Annotated in this window: 17 protein-coding genes and 1 pseudogene; 6 read left to right on the forward strand and 12 right to left on the reverse strand. The window is 72.2% G+C overall.

Features of this window, described 5'->3' with window-relative positions; all coding sequences use genetic code 11:
- Positions 1-16: 16 nt before the first annotated feature.
- Positions 17-811: an ATP-grasp domain-containing protein gene (locus tag ACWDR4_RS36460; RefSeq protein WP_450414838.1), complete on the reverse strand. Its 795-nt coding sequence runs from the start codon at positions 809-811 to the stop codon at positions 17-19.
- Positions 812-888: 77 nt separating this feature from the next.
- Between ACWDR4_RS36460 and ACWDR4_RS36465 the strand changes: the two genes are divergently transcribed.
- The gene (locus tag ACWDR4_RS36465) at positions 889-1,383 is read left to right on the forward strand and encodes an Imm21 family immunity protein (RefSeq protein ID WP_450414839.1); all 495 of its coding nucleotides are present in this window, start codon (positions 889-891) and stop codon (positions 1,381-1,383) included.
- 109 nt (positions 1,384-1,492) lie between these two features.
- Here ACWDR4_RS36465 and ACWDR4_RS36470 read toward each other — a convergent pair whose 3' ends face one another.
- The 4 genes from ACWDR4_RS36470 to pdxR form a co-directional block, all read right to left on the reverse strand.
- Positions 1,493-3,184: a DUF885 domain-containing protein gene (locus ACWDR4_RS36470; protein ID WP_450414840.1), complete on the reverse strand. Its 1,692-nt coding sequence runs from the start codon at positions 3,182-3,184 to the stop codon at positions 1,493-1,495.
- A 128-nt stretch (positions 3,185-3,312) separates the two neighbouring features.
- On the reverse strand, positions 3,313-4,590 hold the full coding sequence (locus tag ACWDR4_RS36475) for a GNAT family N-acetyltransferase (RefSeq protein WP_450414842.1): 1,278 nt from the start codon (positions 4,588-4,590) through the stop codon (positions 3,313-3,315).
- A 112-nt stretch (positions 4,591-4,702) separates the two neighbouring features.
- Entirely contained in the window at positions 4,703-6,292 is a 1,590-nt protein-coding gene (locus ACWDR4_RS36480) for an alkaline phosphatase D family protein (RefSeq protein ID WP_450414844.1), read from the reverse strand.
- A 167-nt stretch (positions 6,293-6,459) separates the two neighbouring features.
- Positions 6,460-7,890, reverse strand: coding sequence for a MocR-like pyridoxine biosynthesis transcription factor PdxR (pdxR, locus tag ACWDR4_RS36485; RefSeq protein WP_450414845.1), 1,431 nt, complete (start codon positions 7,888-7,890; stop codon positions 6,460-6,462).
- A 47-nt stretch (positions 7,891-7,937) separates the two neighbouring features.
- Here pdxR and ACWDR4_RS36490 point away from each other — a divergent pair.
- A pseudogene (locus tag ACWDR4_RS36490) lies at positions 7,938-8,363 on the forward strand (EamA family transporter); the annotation flags it as partial.
- 480 nt (positions 8,364-8,843) lie between these two features.
- On the opposite strand, the gene ACWDR4_RS36495 reads toward ACWDR4_RS36490, so the two are convergent.
- Positions 8,844-9,686 carry an alpha/beta fold hydrolase gene (locus ACWDR4_RS36495; protein WP_450414846.1) on the reverse strand — a complete coding sequence of 281 codons (843 nt, stop codon included), beginning with the start codon at positions 9,684-9,686 and terminating at the stop codon, positions 8,844-8,846.
- A gap of 174 nt (positions 9,687-9,860) precedes the next feature.
- Between ACWDR4_RS36495 and ACWDR4_RS36500 the strand changes: the two genes are divergently transcribed.
- Both ACWDR4_RS36500 and ACWDR4_RS36505 read left to right on the forward strand, forming a co-directional pair.
- Complete coding sequence (locus ACWDR4_RS36500; protein ID WP_450414848.1) at positions 9,861-10,754, forward strand: RNA polymerase sigma-70 factor; 894 nt, start codon at positions 9,861-9,863, stop codon at positions 10,752-10,754.
- 111 nt (positions 10,755-10,865) lie between these two features.
- Positions 10,866-11,627, forward strand: a complete 762-nt coding sequence (locus ACWDR4_RS36505; RefSeq protein ID WP_450414850.1) for a GntR family transcriptional regulator — start codon at positions 10,866-10,868, stop codon at positions 11,625-11,627.
- 138 nt (positions 11,628-11,765) lie between these two features.
- Here the strand turns inward: ACWDR4_RS36505 and ACWDR4_RS36510 are convergent, their stop codons facing one another.
- The 3 genes from ACWDR4_RS36510 to ACWDR4_RS36520 form a co-directional block, all read right to left on the reverse strand.
- Complete coding sequence (locus ACWDR4_RS36510) at positions 11,766-12,923, reverse strand: ROK family transcriptional regulator (RefSeq protein ID WP_450414851.1); 1,158 nt, start codon at positions 12,921-12,923, stop codon at positions 11,766-11,768.
- 213 nt (positions 12,924-13,136) lie between these two features.
- A complete protein-coding gene (locus ACWDR4_RS36515) occupies positions 13,137-13,799 on the reverse strand; it encodes a response regulator transcription factor (protein ID WP_450414853.1) in 663 nt (220 codons plus the stop codon).
- Positions 13,800-13,803: 4 nt separating this feature from the next.
- Entirely contained in the window at positions 13,804-15,018 is a 1,215-nt protein-coding gene (locus ACWDR4_RS36520) for a sensor histidine kinase (protein WP_450414855.1), read from the reverse strand.
- 108 nt (positions 15,019-15,126) lie between these two features.
- On the opposite strand from ACWDR4_RS36520, the gene ACWDR4_RS36525 reads away from it, so the two are divergent.
- Together ACWDR4_RS36525 and ACWDR4_RS36530 are read left to right on the forward strand one after the other, a co-directional pair.
- Positions 15,127-16,080 carry an ATP-binding cassette domain-containing protein gene (locus ACWDR4_RS36525; protein ID WP_450414857.1) on the forward strand — a complete coding sequence of 318 codons (954 nt, stop codon included), beginning with the start codon at positions 15,127-15,129 and terminating at the stop codon, positions 16,078-16,080.
- A 2-nt stretch (positions 16,081-16,082) separates the two neighbouring features.
- The gene (locus tag ACWDR4_RS36530) at positions 16,083-16,811 is read left to right on the forward strand and encodes an ABC transporter permease (RefSeq protein WP_450414859.1); all 729 of its coding nucleotides are present in this window, start codon (positions 16,083-16,085) and stop codon (positions 16,809-16,811) included.
- A gap of 34 nt (positions 16,812-16,845) precedes the next feature.
- Here ACWDR4_RS36530 and mug read toward each other — a convergent pair whose 3' ends face one another.
- The 3 genes from mug to ACWDR4_RS36545 all read right to left on the reverse strand — a co-directional run bounded on the left by mug (position 16,846) and on the right by ACWDR4_RS36545 (position 20,017).
- A complete protein-coding gene (gene mug, locus ACWDR4_RS36535) occupies positions 16,846-17,388 on the reverse strand; it encodes a G/U mismatch-specific DNA glycosylase (protein WP_450414921.1) in 543 nt (180 codons plus the stop codon).
- Entirely contained in the window at positions 17,385-18,827 is a 1,443-nt protein-coding gene (gene purB, locus ACWDR4_RS36540; RefSeq protein ID WP_450414860.1) for an adenylosuccinate lyase, read from the reverse strand. Before purB ends, mug begins: the two co-directional genes overlap by 4 nt.
- Before the next feature lie 416 nt (positions 18,828-19,243).
- The gene (locus ACWDR4_RS36545) at positions 19,244-20,017 is read right to left on the reverse strand and encodes an SGNH/GDSL hydrolase family protein (RefSeq protein ID WP_450414862.1); all 774 of its coding nucleotides are present in this window, start codon (positions 20,015-20,017) and stop codon (positions 19,244-19,246) included.
- Positions 20,018-20,023: the final 6 nt, after the last annotated feature.

The raw sequence follows: 20,023 nt of genomic DNA on the forward strand, positions 1-20,023 counted from the left end.
AGTCCCCGTACGAGCTTCAGTCCCGTACGACTTCGGGCAGAGGCCGCAGGAAGTCACGGTCCGCCGAGCCGAACTCCCCGTCCGGGCGGGCCGCGTGCAGGACGACGTCGAGGGCGGCATCCGGGTCGCAGGCGTAATGCCCGCTGGCCCAGGCGGCGTTGGCCTCGACGACGGCCCACTGCGAGCACTCCGCCAGCAGACCGACGTCCACGACGACCGCGCTCGGCAGGTGCTGGGACGCCAGCCGTTCTGCGAAGGCCAGCACCTCCGCGCGCTGAGGGTCCTCGTCGAGCGGCACGACATCCAGTTCACCGTGCGCCAAGTACCGGCTGCCGGTGCGGACTTCACCGTCGAGCAGGAACAGCCGGTACTCCACGGCGAACGTCACGATGTCGCTCACCAGCACCGGCGTGCTGTCGTCGACCGCGTCGGGACCCGGTAGCCCGCTCCCGTCCGGATAGACGCGCGCGGGGAAGCTCTTGTCGTTGGGCGGCTTCACGAACGCGGGCCGCCGCAGCTGCCGCGCCTCGGCGACGGTGCTGAACTCGATCTCCCTGCACGTGAGTTCGTACGGCAGCCGGGCCAGCCAGTCCGGCGCCGCCTCCAGCAGCCCGAGCCCCAGCTCGCCGGCCACCACGTCCGCGAACAGCGGACCGGCGTACAGCGTCGCGCCCTCGGCCGCCCGCCACTCCTCCGCCACCCGCCACTCGCGCAGGACCTCGACGCCCATGCCGCGCCGACGTGCCGCGTCGGCCAGTGCGTGTCCGGTCGCGGTAACGCGTGGGGAGAGAAAGAGAGTTCGGGCGTTCATGGGAGTCGAGAGTGGCCTACCGGGACGGATGGGGGACAGCGAATTTACGGGCGCGCACGGCGTGTAGGTTGCTGCGCATGGCAGTTGAGTGGGTGGAGTCGGGCGGTGGGCCGCTCATAGCGGTGCCGGAAGCGGTGTTGCCGTTCTGGGCGGGAGCCGACGGCGACGAGTTGTCGACGGACTACGACCGGGCCTGCGAAGTGGACGGTCTCATCGGGTTCGTGCCCGTCGGTGACAGCACGGCTCTCGTCCTCGGTGACGAACCCGCCTCGACCGCGTTCCTGCCGGAGCACGACACCTTCGTACGGTGGTGTGCCGCCGACTCCGAGGACGAACTCCTTGCCTGTGTCCCGGCCGCGCTCGCCGCAGCCGAGTGGGAGGCGGACAGGGTGTGGGAGACACCGGGCGACGTGATCCTCTTCGACTCGGCCTGGCCGGGCAAGGAGACCGACCGGACCGATCAGCTGCGGGTCGGGCTGGCGTCGGGGCGGTACGCGGTGCGGGCGGCGTACGTGGAGCCCGGGCCGGAGACGTGGGTGGGGCTCGTACAGCTGCGGCGGCTGGTGGACTGACCGCTTCCGGAAAGGGGACCGGGGGAGGGGAGGGACGGGGGCCGCAGGGGCGTATCCCGCGCCCACAACCCCCGTACCCCGCCCCCGAGTTACCTCGCGGCGAGCCGCCTCACAGCTGGGACAGCTCGTCCACCAGATCGTCCAGCCCCAACGACCCCTGCGACAGCGCGGCCATGTGCCAGGCCTTCGCGTCGAAGGTGTCGCCGTGGCGGCGCTGGGCGTTCGCGCGGCCCAGGAGCCAGGCCCGTTCGCCCAGCTTGTAGCCGATCGCCTGGCCGGGGATCGTCAGATAGCGCGTCAGTTCGCTCTCCACGAAGTCCGCGGGCCGGCTGCTGTGGGAGCCGAAGAACTCCTGGGCCAGTTCCGGGGTCCAGCGCTCGCCGGGGTGGAACGGCGAGTCCGCCGGGATGTCCAACTCCGCGTGCATACCGATGTCGACGATGACGCGGGCCGCCCGCATCATCTGCGCGTCGAGGTAGCCGAGGCGCTGCTCCGCGTCCGTGAGGAAGCCCAGTTCGTCCATCAGGCGCTCCGCGTACAGCGCCCAGCCCTCGCAGTTGGCGCTGACGCCGCCGACGGTGGCCTGGTAGCGGGAGAGGTTCTCGGCGACGTGCACCCACTGCGCGAGCTGGAGGTGATGGCCGGGGACGCCCTCGTGGTACCAGGTCGAGACCAGGTCGTACACCGGGAAGCGGGTCTGGCCCATCGTCGGCAGCCAGGTGGTGCCGGGGCGGGAGAAGTCCTCCGACGGGGACATGTAGTACGGCGCCGCCGCGCTGCCCGGCGGCGCGATGCGGGACTCCACCTTCTTCACCCGCTCGGCGAGTTCGAAGTGCGTGCCGTCCAGCGCCTCGATCGCCTGGTCCATCAGGCCCTGGAGCCACTCGCGGACCTCTTCGACGCCCTCGATGTGCTTGCCGTGCTCGTCGAGATGCGCCAGCGCCACCCACGGCGTCTGAGCGCCCGGCAGGATCTTCTCGGCCTCCAGCCGCATCTCACCGAGGAGACGGTGGAACTCGGCCCAGCCGTACGCGTACGCCTCGTCCAGGTCCAGATCCGTGCCGTTCCAGTAGCGCGACCAGCGCGCGTACCGCTCCCGGCCCACCGTGTTCGGCTTGCCCTCGACGGCCGGCGCGTACACGTCCCGCATCCAGCCCTGGAGTTCGACGACGGCCTCGTCCGCGCCCCGCGCCGCCTCGTCCAGCTCGGTGCGCCGCGCCTCGGGGCCGGCCGACGCGAAGTCCGCGAACCAGCCGATGCCCTTGCCGTCCAGGTCGGACCACTCGCCGAGCTGCCCGACGAACGTGGCCGTGGGGCGCGGAGCCGCGTACAGCTCGCGTTCCAGGCCCAGGGCCAGGCTCTCCCGGTAGCCCCGCAGCGCGGCCGGCACCGCGCGCAGCCGCTCCGCGACCGCCGCCCAGTCCTCGTCCGTCTCCGTCGGCGTCACCGTGAACACCTCGCGCACCGAGTGCGCGGCCGTGTGCATGTTGCCGACGGCACGCAGCCCCTCACCGGCCTCGTGCACGGCGAGTTCGGCGGTGAGCCGCTCGCGCAGCAGCCGCCCGCAGCGCCGCTCGATGTCACTGTCCGCGCCAGGCTGCCGCTCGGCCTCGTCCAGCCGCGCCAACGTCGTCCGCGCCAGCTCCGCCAGGGCCTCCTGCCCCGCGGGCGAGGTGTCCGGCAGCCTGCTCGAACTCTCCTTCACGCCGAGGTAGGTACCGGTGACCGGATCGAGGGCGACGAGTTCGTCGACATAGGCGTCGGCGACCTCACGAGGCAGGGGGTTCTTGGTGTCTGACATGCACTCATCCTCGTACGCGCCCATGGACCATGCCAAGCGGGTTCACCCGCGCCCCCAAAGGGGCGCGGGGAACTGCGCGACCAGCCACGACGAACCCGCAGACGAGTGTCAACCTTGGAACGGTGTGTTCAGTCTCGCGAACTGTGGTCGTACGGCAAGGGAGACGCAACCGGCGACGCATCCAGCCGCGCAGTGATCACCAACGTCCCCTCCTCGATCTGATAATCCAGTGGCAACCCAAGCCCCCGCATAGCAGCGACCATCCCCGTGTTGGACGACTGCGTCACGGCATACACGTGCTCGCACTTCGCCTCGCGCGCCATGGACACCAGGCGCCGAAGAAGCTCGCCACCAATACCCCGCCGCTGCCACTCGTCCTCGACGATCAGCGCGATCTCGGTCTCGTCACCGTCCCAGAGAAGGTGACCGAGGCCGACGACCCGCCCGGACGCCGTCTGGACGGCGAGCGTGCGGCCGAAGCGCGGGCTGAGCAGATGGTTCAGATAGCGGTCGGCGTCGCCCATCGGACCGTGGTAGCGCAGCGACAGCGTGCGCGGTGAGCACCGCTCGTGCATCGCCTTCGCCGCGTCCAGGTCGCCCGCGTCGGCGCGCCGTACGGTGATGGCGTTGCCCCGCGGCAGCGTCAGCACGTCCCGGCCGTGCGGGACGCGGGGACCGAGCCGCGCGTCCAGCTCCACCAGCGCCCGCGCCCGGGCGAACTCGGTCGGGGTGAACGGCAGATACGGCCGCTCCACGGTGATCACTCCACCTTCCGGCGCGCGCAGCCGCATCACCGTGTCCGTCTCTTCGAGGGCGCCCTCGACCGGTACGCCCTCCCGTGCCGCCGAGTCGCCGCCGGGCAGCGACCGGATCGTGCACCGCCCGAGCAACTGGCGCAGCGCCAAGGGCAGTTCGGCCCTGTCCAGGGCCGTACGGGTGGCCAGGCCCAGGACCCGGGTCGGCGCGTCGACGAGATCGTGGGTGTCGGCCCGCTCGATCCACGTCCCGGCGCCGCCCGCCTCGGTCACCGACCCGGAGATCTCGGCGGCGTCGAGGTCGCCCGCGGCACGCAGCAGGAACTCGTCGACCGTGCCCCGGGCCAGCGGATGCGTCTGGAGGCTGAGGATGTCGATGCGCCGCTCGGCGAGGGCGATGCACAGCGCGGCGAGTGATCCCGGCTCGTCCTTCACCGTCGTCCGCATCCGCCACAGCACACTCGCGCCGGTGTCCATGCCGGCATCGGTATCGGTATCAGGACCGGCATCGGTGTCGTCCGGGGGTGCGTGACCGTGGCGGCTTGCCCACCATGTGCGCAGCAGGGCGGCGAGTTCGACGATGTCCCGCCGCCACTGGCGTACCGGGCGCCCGTCCGTCACAGCAGTTCCTTCACATGCTTTTCGAGTCATGCAGTCACCATGCGCCAACGGTGTTGCGTGATCACGAACGGACTGTGACCGAAGGGTTAAGTTGCCTTTGGCCCCTTTTGTTTACTTTTGCACAGTTATGGCGCGCGTGCTGCTACTGCCCCACCAGCCCCGGCTGCAGCACCTTCGTGAACAGCACGGTCCCGTCCTGCTCGCGCAGTCGTACCGTCAGTTCCCCGCTGTGGCCGTCGATGTCGACCTCGCCGAAGAACTGGTAGCCGCCGGCCGGCGAGACGTTCGCGGCCTCCGGTGCCTTCACGAAGACCCGCTCCGGACCGAACGTGCCGTCGAGCGCGCTGGCGGGGAAGGCACCGGCGTTCAGCGGGCCCGACACGAACTCCCAGAACGGCTCGAAGTCGGTGAACGCGGCCCGCGCGGGCTGGTAGTGCTGCGCCGAGGTGTGGTGGACGTCGGCGGTCAGCCAGACCGTGCCGGTGATCCGCCGGTGCTTGATGTACCGCAGCAGCTCGGCGATCTGCAGCTCACGCCCGAGCGGCGCACCCGGGTCGCCCTGCGCCACGGCCTCGATGTTGGCCCTGCCCTCGGTGGCGTCCGGCACGACCAGGCCCAGCGGCATGTCGGCGGCGATCACCTTCCACACGGCACGCGAGCACGACAGCTCCCGCTTGAGCCACTCCAACTGCTCGGCGCCGAGGATGCCCTGCGGGTCGACGGTCTGGTCGTCGGGGGAGTTGGCGTTGCGGTACGTCCGCATGTCGAGCACGAACACGTCGAGCAACGGCCCCTGGTGCAGCACCCGGTGGACACGGCCGTCGCGGGTGCCCGGCCGGAGCGTGGAGATCGGGAAGTACTCGGAGAAGGCCCGCCGGGCCCGGCCGACGAGGGTGTCGACGCTCTTCTCGGTGTAGCGCGTGTCCGAAGCGAGGATGGTCTGCCCCGGGTACCAGTTGTTGCGCACCTCGTGGTCGTCCCACTGGATGATCGACGGAACCTGCGCGTTGAACCGCCGCAGGTTGTCATCCAGCAGGTTGTACCGGAAGTTGCCACGGAACTCGGCGAGCGTCTCGGCGACCTTCGCCTTCTCCTCGGTCGTGATGTTCCGCCAGATGCTGCCGTCAGGCAGCGCGGCGGTCGCGGCTATCGGGCCGTCCGCATAGATGTTGTCGCCGCTGCACAGGAAGAAGTCCGGGTCGAGCTTCCCCATCGCGTCGTAGATCCGGTAGCCGCCGAGGTCCGGGTTGATGCCCCAGCCCTGCCCCGCCAGGTCCCCCGACCACAGGAACCGCACCCCGTCACGCCGTCGCGCCGGCGCCGTACGGAAGGTGCCGGTCACCGGCTCGCCCGTGCGGCGCGGGTCGTCCGGGTCGGCCAGCAGCACGCGGTAGTGGATCTGCTCGCCCGACGGCAGCCCGCGCAGCCGCGTCGTACCGGTGAAGTCGCTGCCCGCGCCGAGCAGCGGACCGTGCCAGCGGCGGGCGTTGCGGAACGACTCGGTGGCGGACGTCTCGACGACCATCCGGGCGGGCCGGTCGGAGCGCACCCACACCAGCCCCGAGTCGGCGGTCACATCGCCGGTCTGGACACCCCACCCGGCCTTCGGCCGCCCGGACAGGGCGAACGCGGGAGCCGCCGCACCGACGGCGGCGGGCAGGGTCAGGGCCGCCGACGCGGCGAGTGAACCGCGCAGCACGCTGCGACGACCGGGCAACGGAACAGGTGACATGGGACGTGCCTCCGGGGACAGGATCCGGCGAGTGTGCACTGCCACAACTACTGGGACACCGCAGCGCGCACGCAAACCCCACATGAACAACTGCCCCCGCAGACAAGGGAAGCAGGCGAGGCAACCGGACTGCTGGCGGCCCACAGGGACCGGACTGTTGGCGGCCGTCAGGGAGCGAGGGCCTCGGCCATCAGCCGCACCCCGGCCGCGATCCGCGCGGGTGACAACTGCGCGTACCCCAGCACCAACCGCACGCCCCCACCCGTCACGCGCGCGTGCGCGAAGTCCGTCAGCGGCCGTACCGCGACCCCGGCCGCCGCCGTCCGCTCCAGGAACCGCTCCTGCGGCCCGTACCGCTCCGGCAGCGCGGCGATGACGTGCAGACCGGCCGCGATCCCCGACACCTCCGCCCCGGGAAAGTGCTCCTCCAGCGCCGCTACGAGGGCATCGCGCCGTTCCCGGTACGCGCGCTGGCAGCGGCGCAGATGCCGGTCGTAGTCACCGCGTTCCACGAACCGCGCGAACAGCTCCTGGTCGAGGGCGGGATGGCCCAGGTCCATCGTCCGCTTCCGCTCGACGACCTCCTCGGCGACCGACTCCGGTACGAGGAGCCAGCCGAGCCGCAGTCCGGGCGCGAGCGACTTGCTGACGGATCCCGTGTAGGCGACGCGCTCGGGGTCGAGCCCCTGCAGAGCGCCCACGGGGGCACGGTCGTACCGGAACTCCCCGTCGTAGTCGTCCTCGATCACCAGCCCCTCGACCGACCGCGCCCAGTCGAGGAGTTCGGTACGCCGGTCCGCCGAGTAGGCGATCCCGGAGGGGAACTGGTGGGCGGGCGTGGTCACCACCGCCCGTACCCCGGACGCCCGCAGCGCGTCCAGGTCGAGGCCCTCGTCGTCCAGGGGCAGCGGTACGGCGTCCAGGCCGGCCGCGATGTACAGGGAGCCGTGTTCCGGGCTCCCGGGGTCCTCGACGCCGATGTCGCGCATCCCGCGCGCGTGGAGCACGTAACCGAGCAGCGTCGTCGCCTGGGCCACCCCGGAGACCACCACCAGCCGTTCCGGGTCCGCGACCACGCCCCGGCGCCGCGCGAGCAGCTCCGCCAGTGCCGTCCGCAGCCGGGGCAGCCCGCGCGGATCGGGGTAGCCGAGGGCGTGATGGGGGACCTCGGCGAGCACCGCGCGCTGGGCGGTGGCCCACGCGGCACGCGGGAACAGTGACAGGTCGGGGGTGCCCGGGCGGAAGTCGGCGCGGGCGCTGGGGGAGCGCGGAGCGAGGTCCCGCGCGCGTGGGTGCGCGGCCCGGACGGCACCGCCCACCCAGGTCCCGGCGCCGCGCCCGCTGCGCAGATAGCCCTCCGCGGTCAACTGCTCGTACGCCTCCGTGACCAGCCCCCGCGACACCCCGAGATCGGCCGCGAGATCCCGGCTCGACGGCAGTCGCGTCCCCGGCACGAGCCGCCCCGAGCGGACGGCCGCCCGCAGCGCCTCCTGAAGCGAACGCCCACGCGCGCGTGCCGGTGCGGCAGCGGCCGGAAGCAGCAACTCCCAGGCGGCGGAGCCCGGCAGCCCGCTCGGACTGGTCCCCGATGACGTCATGGAAGTGGACCTTAGTCCGGTCCACCGCGCTCCCTAGCGTGACGCCCATGAACGCCACCCCCGACCCCGCCGACATCACCCCCGCGCGCGGGGCCCTCCTCACCGCCCTCGCCGCCGTCCTCGTCGGCTGCTCCTTCACCGCGAACAGCGTCCTCGGCGACTACCCGTACGCGGGTGGCCAGTTCCTGCGCTACGGCCTGGCCTGTCTGCTGCTCCTGCCGCTGGTCGGCCGGGGCGGCGCAGCCCCGCTGCGGACAATCACCGCCCGCCAGTGGACCCGCCTCGCGCTGCTCGCCGCCGTCGGCATGGTCGGCTTCAACCTGGCCGTCATCGCCGCCGAACGCAGCGCGGAACCGGCGGTGCCGGGCGTGTTCGTGGGCTGCGCGCCCGTGGTCGTGGCGGTCCTGGTGCCCCTGCTGGACGGGCGGCGACCCCAACGGGTGGTGCTGTACGGGGCGTTGACGGTCGCGGTGGGCGCGTTCGCGGTCCAGGGGTGGGGCCGTACGGACGGCGTGGGCATCGCCTTCTCCGGGTGCGCGCTGGCCGGTGAGGTCGGGTTCGCGGTGCTCGCCGTACCGCTGGTGCGGCCTCTCGGGCCCCGGCTGCTGTCCGCGACCGTGTGCGGCCTCGCCGCCGCCGAGTCCGCGCTCGCCGGGGTGGTCCTCGACGGCGCCGGCTGGCTGCGCGTGCCCGACGCCACCGAGACCGCCGCACTGCTGTGGCAGGCGGCGGTCGTCACCGTCGTCGGCTTCGTGTGCTGGTACATCGGCATGCAGCGGATCGGCGCGGAGCGCGCCACGCTCTTCTCCGGCCTCATCCCGGTCGCGGCGGCCTGCACCGCCCCGCTCGTCGGCACAGGCTCCTACGGCGCCGCCCAAGCCGCCGGAAGCGCCCTCGTGGGCGCCGGAGTCGCCCTGGGATCGGGCGCGTTGAGCCTCGTACGGCTACGCCGGTCAGCGGCTGCCGTCGAGGATCACCCGGGCGACCAGCGCCGGGTCGTCGTTCATCGGGACGTGGCCGCAGCCGGGCAGCCGGATCAGCCGCGCCTTGGGGATGATCCGCTTGGCGCGGATGCCCTGGCGGCGCACGAGCAGCAGGTCCCGGGTGCCCCACGCCACCGTGACCGGGATGCCCGGGACGTCGTCCGTGAACCGGACGGCGCGGCCGGACCTGAGGGTCTCGTTGAACCGCTGGGCGTTCGCCAGGGCGAGCGTCTCCGCGACGACGGCCTCGGGTGAACGGCGGCCGGGCCGGGCGTAGATGGTGCTCGTCAGGACGCTCCGCCCCGCCGCCGAGCGCGCCAGCCGCTCCACCATCGGCACCGGCATGCTCCGCGCGGCCCGCCGCATCGCGAGCAGCACACCGAACGCGTACCGCCGCTCCGCCTGCGACCAGAACCCCGCCGGGGAGATCGCGGTGACCGACCGCGCACGCTTCTCACGCCCGAGTTCCAGGGCGAGCAGACCGCCCAGCGAGTTGCCCGCCACATGCGGCCGGTCCAGCTCCAGTGCCTCGCACAGGGCGCCGAAGACGGCGGTCATCGTCGGCAGGTCGTGGGTGAAACCGTCCGCCAGCGGCGGGGACGCGCCGAACCCGGGCAGATCGACGGCGATCACCTCGCGCTCGGTGGCCAGGATGTCGATCACCGGGTCCCAGGCCTGCCGGTGGTGCCCGATGCCGTGCAGCAGCAGAAGCGGTTCGCCGGCGCCCACGCGCGCGTACGACAGGGTCACGGTCCTGGTCTCGGCCTGCGGGCCGTCCGGAGAGGGGACCTCGAAGGAGACGGTGGCGGACATGGGGCTGCTCCTCGTCGTACACGTCTGCGTGGCTGTCCACGCGGCTGTCTGCTGTGCTGTCTGCGGGCGCTGCGTAGACAGCTTGTCAGCAATTACTACCGACGGGTAGCCCTCGGTGGCCGCCGGCCGTCAACTCGCTGGACACGACCCACGGTGACGGGTTGGGATGGACTGGTGACCGCCGACACTGTGACCGACGTATTCGAATCGCACCGGCCCGTCCTCATGGGCGTCGCCTACCGCATGCTCGGCCGGGTGGCCGACGCCGAGGACGTGGTCCAGGAAGCGTGGCTGCGCTGGTCCGGCGCCGACCGCACCGACGTACGCGAACCGCGCGGCTACCTCGTACGCGTCACGACCCGGCTCGCCATCGACCGGCTGCGCCAGGTGAAGGCGCGGGGCGAGACGTACGTCGGACCGTGGCTGCCCGAGCCGTACGTGACCGACCTGGCCGACGCCGTTCCGGACGCGGCCGAGCGGGCCGTGCTCGCCGACACCGTGTCCCTCGCGGTCATGGTCGTCCTGGAGTCCCTCTCGCCGCTGGAGCGCGCGGTGTTCGTCCTCCGGGAGGCCTTCGCGTACCCGTTCGCAGAGATCGCCGCCATGCTCGACCGCGCCGAACCGGCGGTGCGTCAACTCGCCGGACGCGCCCGCCGGCACGTCGACGAACGGCGCCCGCGGTACGAGGTCGACCCGGCCCAGCGCCGGGACCTCACCGAACGGTTCCTCGTCGCCGCGGAACAGGGCGACCTCGCGGGCCTCATGGAACTCCTCGCCCCGGACGTCAGCCTCGTCGCCGACAGCGGCGGCCTCGCGCGGGCGCCGCGCCGCATCCTGGAATCGGCCGACCACGTGGGCCGCTTCGTCATCGGCACCGCCGGCAAGGGCCTCGCGGACGCGTCGATCCGCTTCCTGGAGATCAACGGCGGCTTCGCCCTGCTGGTCCTGGACGGCGGCAAGCCCGACGCCGTGATCCAGATCGACGTGGCGGACGGCCGTATCCAGCACGTCTACATCATCCGCAACCCGGACAAGGTGCGCTCCCTGGTGCCTCCCCAGGAACACTGATTGGTCTTGACCAAGTACCGAGGCCGCCCTATGGTCGCAGGAAAGTGCAACAACCTTTAATAAACAAGGGCGCTAAAACGCCGCCGGACCACGGCGATTGCGGAGGACAGGGTGGGGACCACGCAGTTGGAAACGGTGCCGGAGCCGAAGTACTGGCATCTGAAGACCGTGCTCAGTGAGGCACTGGACTCCGAGTTCACCGTGGGCGAGATCCTGCCCAACGAGCGCGACCTCGCGGCCCGCTTCGGCGTCGCCCGCGCCACGCTCCGCCAGGCACTGGAACAGCTCGAACTCGAAGGCCGGCTCCAGCGCCGTCGCGGTGTCGGCACGACCGTCGCCCCGCCGCGCATGGGCGTCGCCGTCGGCACGGCCGAGCACGTGTGGCCGGGCGCGACGGGTGACACCTGGCAGCCCGTGGACAGCGTGCTGACCGTACCGGCCGTGGTGGTGGCCGCCGCCCTGGAGACCGCCCAGGACGAGGCCGTCCACACCGTGCGCCGCTCCCGCGTCTCGCACGGCCAGCCGGTCGCCGCCGAACTGCTCTACGTCCCGGCGGCCTCGGTGCCCGACCTGTCGGCCATAGACGCCCCGTCCGGCGCGGCACGCGCGCGTGCGGTGCTGCGGGAACTCGGGCGCCTGGACCTTGAGGGCCAGGACCGCGCTGTGGAGCTGGGCTCGGCCCGCGCGGACGACGCCAAGGAACTGGACCGCCTCCCCGGGGCCCCCGTCCTCGTCGTCACGACCCGCTTCTTCGCGGGGTCGCGCACAGCGGCACTCTCGGTCGCGACCTACCGCGCTGACACGTGCCGCCTGACCTTCGGCGACACCGGGGGAGTGGAAATACACCACGGCCCGGAACGCCAGGCGTCCTGACGGCCGTACAGCAACTCTGATGCCCCGGAGCGCCTCGGTTCCGGGGCGCCCCAAAGGGGCGCGGGGAACTGCGCGACCAGCCACGACGCACCCGCAGTCGCTACACCGCAGTCACCACACCGCACTCCACGCGGAACACTAACGCCGGGCCGTCACAGTCCCCTCCACCGCGAACAACTGCTCCTCGACATGATCGAGGGCCAACCGAAGCGCGCCTGTCGCCACTGCTGCCTCGCCGAGGATCGACAGGGCCACGCCAGGCGGGCGCAGACAGTAGCGAGCCAACTCGTCCCGCAACGGCGCCAGTACGCCGTCCAGCCCCGCCGCCCAGCCGCCGACGACGACCAGCTCGGGGTCGAGGGCCAGCACGAGCGCGGCGACATCGTGGACGAGCCGCTGGATGAACCGGTCGACGGCCGCGCGGGCCCGCTCGTCGCCCTCGCGCGCGCGGCGGAACACCTCGGCGACGGCCACCTCGTCGAGCGGGTGCAGGGGCTCGCCCGTGGTCGACAGCAGCGCCTCCGGGGTGGCCTCCCGGCCCAGCAGATGCAGCGCGCCGATCTCCCCGGCCGCCCCGCCGTACCCCCGGTGCAGCCGCCCGCCGATCAGTGAACCGGCGCCGGGACTCAGCCCGGCCAGGACGAACACCACGTCGTCGGAGTCGATCGCGGCGCCCTTCCAGTGCTCGGCGACGGCCGCCGCGTTGGCGTCGTTCTCGACGAGGACCGGGCACTTGAAGGACCGGCTGAGCCGCTCACCGAGCCGCAGCCCGGTCCACTCGGGCAGCGCGGAGCACAGCCGCACGACCCCGTCGGCCTCCACTATCCCGGGCGTAGCCACGCCCACGGCCCGTAGCGAGTCACGGGCCACCCCGGCCCGGCGCAGCAGCTCGGCGACCGCCGACCGCAGCCGCTCCAGCCGCTCGTCAGCGGGTGCCGCCTCGTCGACGTCCTTCGAGATCGACCCCAGCAGACGCCCGTCGAGGTCGGACAGCAGCGCGGCGACGCGATGGGAGCCGATCTCCAGCCCCAGCAGATGCCCGGCCTCCGCCCGGAACCGGAACCGCCGCGCGGGCCGCCCCTGCCGCCGGGCGACGCTCTCGTCGGCGGCCTTCTCGACGACGAGCCCGGCCTCGATGAGCCCCTCGACGACGCCCTCGACGGTCGGCCGGGACAGCCCGGTGACCCGGGTGATCTCGGTCAGCGTCGCGCAGTCCGTGGCACGCAGCGCGTGCAGCACCACCGCGGAGTTGATCCTTCGCAGCAGCGAGGGATCCCCGCCGGTCAGCTGCCCCAACGTACGTCCTCCCAGCTAAGCCGACCTGGTGAAGGCGGGTGCGCGACCGCGCCCCGAAAGGAGCGCGGGGAACTGCGCGACAAGCCCCCACCGGCCCGCGGGTCCATCACCGCGCTTCCAGCGGAGCGCTCGTGCAGGTGTGGGGCGGATCGTACTCGGCGCGGAGCACCCGGGCGAGAGCCGGACGTCCCCGACCTGTCCGACGGGCCGGGATCATCCGGGCGCCACGAACCCGGACTCGTACGCCACGATGACCGCCTGCGTACGATCCCGGGCCCCGAGTTTCGCCAGCACCGCGCTGACGTGCGACTTCACGGTCTCGGTCCCGACGACCAGCCGAGCGGCGATCTCCGCGTTGGACAGCCCCCGCGCCATCAGCCGCAGCACCTCCGCCTCGCGCTCGGTAAGCCGCGCCCGCGCCAGAACGGCCCGGGCGGCCCGATTCCCACCCTCATCCCCGTACTCGGCCGCCAACCGCCGAACCGAGGCCGGAAACAACAGCGACTCCCCTTCGGCGACCAGCCGCACCGCGTGCACGATCTCGGCCGGCCGGGCCCGCTTGAGCAGAAACCCGTCGGCACCGGCCCGCAGCGCCTCGTACACGTACTCGTCGTTCTCGAACGTCGTGATCACCAGGATCTTCGGCGGCTCCGGCACCGTCCGCAGCACCGCGCGCGTGGCCTCGATGCCGTCCATCAACGGCATCCGCACATCCATGGCGACCACACCGGGCCGCAACTGCCTGACCAACGGAATGACGGCGGCCCCGTCAGCGGCCTCCCCGACGACCTCGATATCGTCCTGAGCCTCCAACACGGCCCGCAGCCCGGCCCGTACGAGGGGTTCGTCGTCGACCAGGAGCACGGTTACGGGCATCCGGTCAGCGTAGATCAACCCGCTGCCGCGCTCCCGACCTCACCCTGCCTTCCCCGACCGGCAGTTCGACGCGCACCCGCCACTCACCGACGTCTTCCTCCACGCCGGTCCACGCCCGTCCGCCGAGCAGCGCGGCCCGCTCCCGTATCCCGCGCAGACCGCTGCTGCCCAGGCCGGGGCTGGGTATCGGGGCGGCCAGCGGATTGCGTACGTCGAGGACGAGCGAGCCGTCCGCGAACGCCACCCGGACCCGCACCGGAACCGACCCCGCGTGCCGCAGCACGTTGGTGAGCGACTCCTGGAGGATGCGGTAGCCCTCGCGGGACACGGGCCCCGGCAGATCGGCGAGCGGGCCGGTCAGCTCGGCGTCGACCTTCGCCCCGGAGACACGCGCCGACTCGAGAAGACGGTCGGCCTCGGTCAGGGCGGGGCGGCTGCTCGCGGGCCGGTCCGACTCGCGCAGCACGCCCAGCACCCGCTCCAGATCCGCCAAGGCGGCCCGGCCGGTCTCCTCGATGGCGCCCAGGGCACGGTCGGTGAACTCCGGGTCGCCGGCCGCCCGGGCAGCGCCCGCCTGGACCACCGCCACCGTGAGCGCGTGCCCTATGGAGTCGTGCAGCTCGCGCGCTATCCGGCTGCGCTCCAGAAGCTGCTCGGTACGCTCCTCCAGAGCGGCGAGCCGCTCGGACGGCGAGGGACCCAACAGGCTGCGCGCGGCGGCGGTGATCAGCTCACCGAGGCCCACCACGACGCCGTAGAAGGCGAGCAGGGGCAGCGGCGCGAGCACGGCGTACACCCACTGCGGCTGCGAGGCGGGCAGGAAGGGATTGTCGTCGGAGAAGTACCCGCTCGTGGCTCGGACCAGATCGACGGAGGTCAGCGGCAGCCAGACGCAGGCCCCCATCGCCACCGCCCCGAGGGCCATCCGCACCTCCAGCCACAGCACGGTCCGCAGCCGGTCCCGCCAACTGGCCGACGGCGCGACGGAGATCGCCGACTCCGACTCCGCCTCACCCGGCGTCAGCAGCAGCCGTGCCTGCACCCCTTCGCCCAGCCGCACGGCCGGAATCAGCCCGACGACCAGCAGTACGGCGGCGGGCACCCACGGACTCGACGGGTCGATGAACATCCACACGCTCACGACGAGCATCGGCACCCACAGGTGCAGCAAGCGCGTGTACGTCGTCCCCCGCAGCAGCGGGTGCAGGAAGCGGGCCATTGCGACATCGTGACAGGCGCCACTGACAGCGGGCCTCCCCCGGGCGGGGGAGACGCTCTCCACCAACGGGGGAGGCCCCGCCCCTGCTGACCCCGCCAGGCTGCTGCCATGACCAGCATCGACGTCCACGGCCTCACCAAGGAGTACGGCACCGCACGCGCCGTCGACCACCTCACCTTCAGTGTCGAGCCCGGCCGAGTCACCGGCTTCCTCGGACCCAACGGCGCCGGAAAATCCACCACCATGCGGCTCGTGCTCGGCCTGGACCGGCCGACCCACGGCACCGCCACCGTCGGCGGCCGGGCCTACGCCACCCTCGACAACCCCCTCCGCAAGGTCGGTGCCCTCCTCGACGCCCAGGCCGCCCACGGCTCCCGTACCGCCCGCGACCACCTCCGGGCCCTCGCGGTGAGCAACCGCATCCCGGAGCGCCGGGTCGACGAGGTGCTGGCGGAGACAGGCCTCGCCTCCGTCGCGAGGCGCAGGGTGAAGACGTACTCCCTGGGCATGCGACAGCGACTCGGCATCGCGGCGGCGCTTCTCGGCGACCCGGAAGTGATGATGCTCGACGAGCCGTCGAACGGCCTCGACCCCGAAGGCATCGTCTGGATCCGAGAGTTGCTGCGCAGGCTGGCGGGGGAGGGCCGTACGGTCCTGGTCTCCTCCCACCTCATGAACGAGACCGCGTCCTTCGCCGACCACCTCGTCGTCCTCGGCAGAGGGCGTCTGCTGGCGGACACTCCGATGCGCGAGTTCATCGAGGCACGCGTACGCCCGCGCGTGCGGGTGCGCACCACGGACGACACCGCCCTTCGCCAACTGCTCGCGGAGCACGGCTACGAGGCCACCGCGCACGACGACGGCGACAACGGCCTCTGGACCGTGGAGCACGCGCGCGTGGACGACATCGGCAGGCTCGCCTCGGCCGCGGGTCTGACCGTCCTCGAACTGACGGCGGACGAGGGCACGTTGGAACAGGCCTACCTCGACCTGACCGCCTCGGCGGCGGAGTTCACCACGTCCCCCGCCGCCACCCCCACCCAGCAGCCTCAGGAGGCCTGACCATGTCCTTCACACCGGTACTCCACGCCGAGTTGGTCAAGATCCGTACCCTGCGCTCGCTGCTCGGGGCACTGTGCGGGGTTGTCCTCGCCACCGCGCTGTTCTCGGCGCTCGCCGGGCTCGATTCAGGCGCTGGGGAAGAGGACTTCGACCCGTTGTTCTCGGCGTTCTTCGGTGTCAGCTTCGGGCAGATCGCGGCGGTGGCCTTCGGCGCCACGGCGGTGTCCTCCGAGTTCCAGGGCGGCGGTCTTCGGGTCACGCTGGCGGCCGTGCCGCGCCGGGGGCGCTGGTTCGCGGCCAAGACGGTCGCCATCGCCGTCCCCGTCCTGGCCGTCGGCCTGCTCGCCGGGGGAGTGAGCCTGGCCGTCGGCAAGGCGGTCCTCGGCGCCGACGCGAACGGCCTGACCTGGACCGAAGGCCTGCGTGGGGTGATCGGCTGCGGCCTCTACCTCACCCTGATGGCCCTGCTCGCGGCCGGCCTGACCGCCCTGCTGCGCAGCGGAGTCGCCACGCTGAGCATCCTGATCCCGTTCCTGCTGATCGTCTCGTTCGTGGTCGGCGGAGTGTCGGGCACCGTCGCCGACTTCCTGCCCGACAAGGCGGGCCAGGTGGTCTTCCACGAGGCCTGGGACGGCGCACTGGGCCCCTGGACCGGCCTCACGGTGACCGCGCTGTGGGCGGGCGGCGCGCTGCTGGCGGGAGCGTGGAGCGTACGGCACCGGGACGCGTGACCGGACGGACGTACGCGCGGCCCCCGTACGCAGGCTAGGAAGCCGTTTCCCGCAGGCGCCCGTACTCCTCCGCCATGGTCGCCGCAGTCCAATGAGCGTTCAAGCCGCTCGGGTTAGGAAGAACCCACACGCGCGTGTCGCCGAACTGTCGCTCCTGTGGGCCCACTTGCGCCTTGCGGTCGTCGAACGCGGCCCGGTACGCCGTCACGCCGACGACGGCCAGCCAGCGTGGCCGCAGCCGTGTCACCCTCTCCGTCAGTAGCCGTCCGCCCTCGCGGTACTCCTCCGCGGACAGTTCGTCGGCCCGTGCCGTCGCCCGTGCGACGACGTTCGTGATGCCGAGGCCGTACGAGAGCAACTCGCCCTGCTCGGCGGGTTTCAGGAGCCTCGGGGTGAATCCGGAGAGGTGGAGGACGGGCCAGAAGCGGTTGCCGGGGCGGGCGAAGTGGTGGCCCGTGGCCGCGGTCATCAGGCCGGGGTTGATGCCGCAGAACAGGACGTGGAGGTTGTCCGCGACGACGTCCGGTACGAGACGGTCGCGGGCGGCCTCCAGTTCGGCCTGGGTGAAGCGGGTCAGAGGATCGCTCCGGGGGTGTAGGCCGCGGCCTCCGGGTGCTGCTTGGCGATCTCCTCGATCCGGGCGACCACGGCGGCGACCTGGTCGGCGGCGGCGCCCGTGAACGACAGCTTGTCGGCCATCAGGGCGTCGAGCTGGGTGCGGTCCAGGGGGATGCGCTCGTCGGCGGCGAGCTTGTCGAGGAGTTCGTTGCGCTCGGCGCCCTGCTCACGCATGGCGAGCGCGGAGGCGACCGCGTTCTCCTTGATGGCCTCGTGCGCGACCTCGCGCCCGACACCCGCGCGCACCGCGCCCATCAGCACCTTGGTGGTGGCGAGGAAGGGCAGGTAGCGGTCCAGCTCGCGCGCGACGACGGCCGGGAAGGCGCCGAACTCGTCGAGGACCGTCAGGAAGGTCTCCAGCAGACCGTCGAGCGCGAAGAACGCGTCCGGGAGGGCCACCCGGCGCACCACCGAGCAGGACACGTCGCCCTCGTTCCACTGGTCGCCCGCCAACTCGCCCGTCATCGAGGCGTAGCCGCGCAGGATCACCATGAGGCCGTTGACGCGCTCGCAGGAACGCGTGTTCATCTTGTGCGGCATCGCGGACGAGCCGACCTGGCCGGGCTTGAAGCCCTCGGTCACCAGTTCGTGCCCGGCCATCAGCCGGATCGTCTTGGCCGTGGACGAGGGTGCGGCGGCCAGCTGCACCAGGGCGGTGACCACCTCGTAGTCGAGGGAGCGGGGATAGACCTGGCCGACCGAGGTGAAGGCGGTGGAGAAGCCCAGGTGCCCGGCGATCCGCTGTTCCAGCTCCGCGAGTTTGGCCGCGTCGCCGCCGAGCAGGTCGAGCATGTCCTGGGCGGTGCCCACGGGGCCCTTGATGCCGCGCAGCGGGTAGCGGCCCAGCAGCTCCTCGACCCGGGCGTACGCGACGAGCAGTTCGTCGGCGGCGGTCGCGAAGCGCTTGCCGAGGGTGGTGGCCTGTGCGGCCACGTTGTGCGAGCGGCCGGCCATGACCAGCTCGGCGTACTCCCCGGCGAGCTTCCCGAGCCGTGCCAGTACGGCCACCGTACGGTCGCGCATCAGCTCCAGGGAGAGCCGGATCTGCAGCTGCTCCACGTTCTCGGTGAGGTCGCGGGAGGTCATGCCCTTGTGGACGTGCTCGTGCCCGGCGAGGTCGTTGAACTCCTCGATCCGCGCCTTCACATCGTGCCGGGTGACCTTCTCGCGCTCGGCGATGGATGCCAGGTCTACGGTGTCGAGGACCCGCTCGTAGTCGGCGAGGGCGGCGTCCGGCACCTCGATCCCGAGGTCCTTCTGGGCCCGCAGGACGGCGAGCCAGAGCTGGCGCTCCAGCCTCACCTTCTGCTCGGGCGACCAGAGCGTGGCCAGTTCGGCGGAGGCGTAGCGTCCGGCGAGGACGTTCGGGATGCGGGGCTTTGCGGGTGCGGCGGTCACGTGTACGGATTGTACTGGCGGTTCGTGCAGGCCAGCGCCAGGGATTCTCGCCCCCGCCGCCCTTACCCGTTCCCATCCTCGGGGGCTGCCGCCCCCGAACCCCCGCTACGGCCCTGAACGGGCCTTGTCCTCAAACGCCGGACGGGCTGGGATGGCGGGCCTGGTTGGGTGGGAAGGTCGGCCTGAACGGCCTCGTCCTCAATCGCCGGACGGGCTGGATGGTGCGGGCCGCTGCTGAGGTGCGGGTGGGCGGGAAAAAGGGTGGGCTGAGCGCGGTTGTCTTCGACGCCGGGCGGGGCATTTCAGCCCGTCCGGCGTTTGAGGACGAGCGCGTTTCAGCGCGAAAGGGGGGTCTGGGGGCGCAGCCCCCAGGGATGGGACGGGTAGGGGCGGCGGGGGCGAGGAAAACTCCGCGGTCAGTGCTCGTACGGCGACAGTTCCGCCCGTTTCGGCGGCATCCCGTCCCCCGACGACCGCCCCGTCAGCCGGCGCCCGATCCACGGCAGCAGGTACTGCCGGGCGAAGCGGGCGTCCTCGACGCGGCGCGCGCCCCAGCCGGGAGGTGGCGTCGGCGGCACCGGCATGTGCCACTCCGGGTCCTCGGGCTCGTGGCCGAGGGTCTGCCAGACCGCCTCCGCGACCCTCCGGTGGCCCTCGCCCGTCAGGTGGAGCCGGTCCACGTCCCACATACGCGGGTCGCCGAGCGAGGGGGCGCCGTACAGGTCGACCACCAGGGCGCCGTGCCGGGACGCGAGGTCGTCGACGCAGGCGAACAGTTCCTCCATGCGGGGCCGGAAGCGCGCCAGGACCGGGCCCTGGCGGCCGGGGCTGCGCATCAGCACCAACTGCTTGCACGCCGGGGCGAGGCGCTCGACGGACTCCTCCAAGAGGCCGCGCACCCTCCCCATGTCGCACTTGGGGCGAAGCGTGTCGTTCAGGCCGCCCACCAGCGTGATCACGTCAGGCTCCATGGCCACCGCGACGGGCACCTGCTCGGCGGCGATCTGCCCGATCAGCTTGCCGCGTACGGCGAGGTTCGCGTACCGGAAACCGGGCGTGCGGGCGGCCATCCGGGCCGCGAGGATGTCCGCCCAGCCGCGGTAGGAGCCGTCCGGCAGCCGGTCCGACATGCCCTCGGTGAAGGAGTCGCCGACCGCGACCAGGCTGGTGTATGAGGGGTTCTTCTGCATGGCGAC

The sequence above is a fragment of the Streptomyces sp. NPDC000878 genome (assembly GCF_053599695.1).

Excerpts from the sequence above, each read along its gene's own strand:
- ACWDR4_RS36475 (WP_450414842.1), bottom strand. The coding sequence starts at position 4,590 with ATGACTCGAAAAGCATGTGAAGGAACTGCTGTGACGGACGGGCGCCCG.
- ACWDR4_RS36470 (WP_450414840.1), bottom strand. The coding sequence starts at position 3,184 with ATGTCAGACACCAAGAACCCCCTGCCTCGTGAGGTCGCCGACGCCTAT.
- ACWDR4_RS36520 (WP_450414855.1), bottom strand. The coding sequence starts at position 15,018 with ATGGCCCGCTTCCTGCACCCGCTGCTGCGGGGGACGACGTACACGCGC.
- ACWDR4_RS36460 (WP_450414838.1), bottom strand. The coding sequence starts at position 811 with ATGAACGCCCGAACTCTCTTTCTCTCCCCACGCGTTACCGCGACCGGA.
- ACWDR4_RS36530 (WP_450414859.1), top strand. The coding sequence starts at position 16,083 with ATGTCCTTCACACCGGTACTCCACGCCGAGTTGGTCAAGATCCGTACC.
- ACWDR4_RS36545 (WP_450414862.1), bottom strand. The coding sequence starts at position 20,017 with ATGCAGAAGAACCCCTCATACACCAGCCTGGTCGCGGTCGGCGACTCC.
- ACWDR4_RS36480 (WP_450414844.1), bottom strand. The coding sequence starts at position 6,292 with ATGTCACCTGTTCCGTTGCCCGGTCGTCGCAGCGTGCTGCGCGGTTCA.
- pdxR (WP_450414845.1), bottom strand. The coding sequence starts at position 7,890 with ATGACGTCATCGGGGACCAGTCCGAGCGGGCTGCCGGGCTCCGCCGCC.
- ACWDR4_RS36515 (WP_450414853.1), bottom strand. The coding sequence starts at position 13,799 with ATGCCCGTAACCGTGCTCCTGGTCGACGACGAACCCCTCGTACGGGCC.
- ACWDR4_RS36525 (WP_450414857.1), top strand. The coding sequence starts at position 15,127 with ATGACCAGCATCGACGTCCACGGCCTCACCAAGGAGTACGGCACCGCA.
- ACWDR4_RS36465 (WP_450414839.1), top strand. The coding sequence starts at position 889 with ATGGCAGTTGAGTGGGTGGAGTCGGGCGGTGGGCCGCTCATAGCGGTG.
- ACWDR4_RS36495 (WP_450414846.1), bottom strand. The coding sequence starts at position 9,686 with ATGTCCGCCACCGTCTCCTTCGAGGTCCCCTCTCCGGACGGCCCGCAG.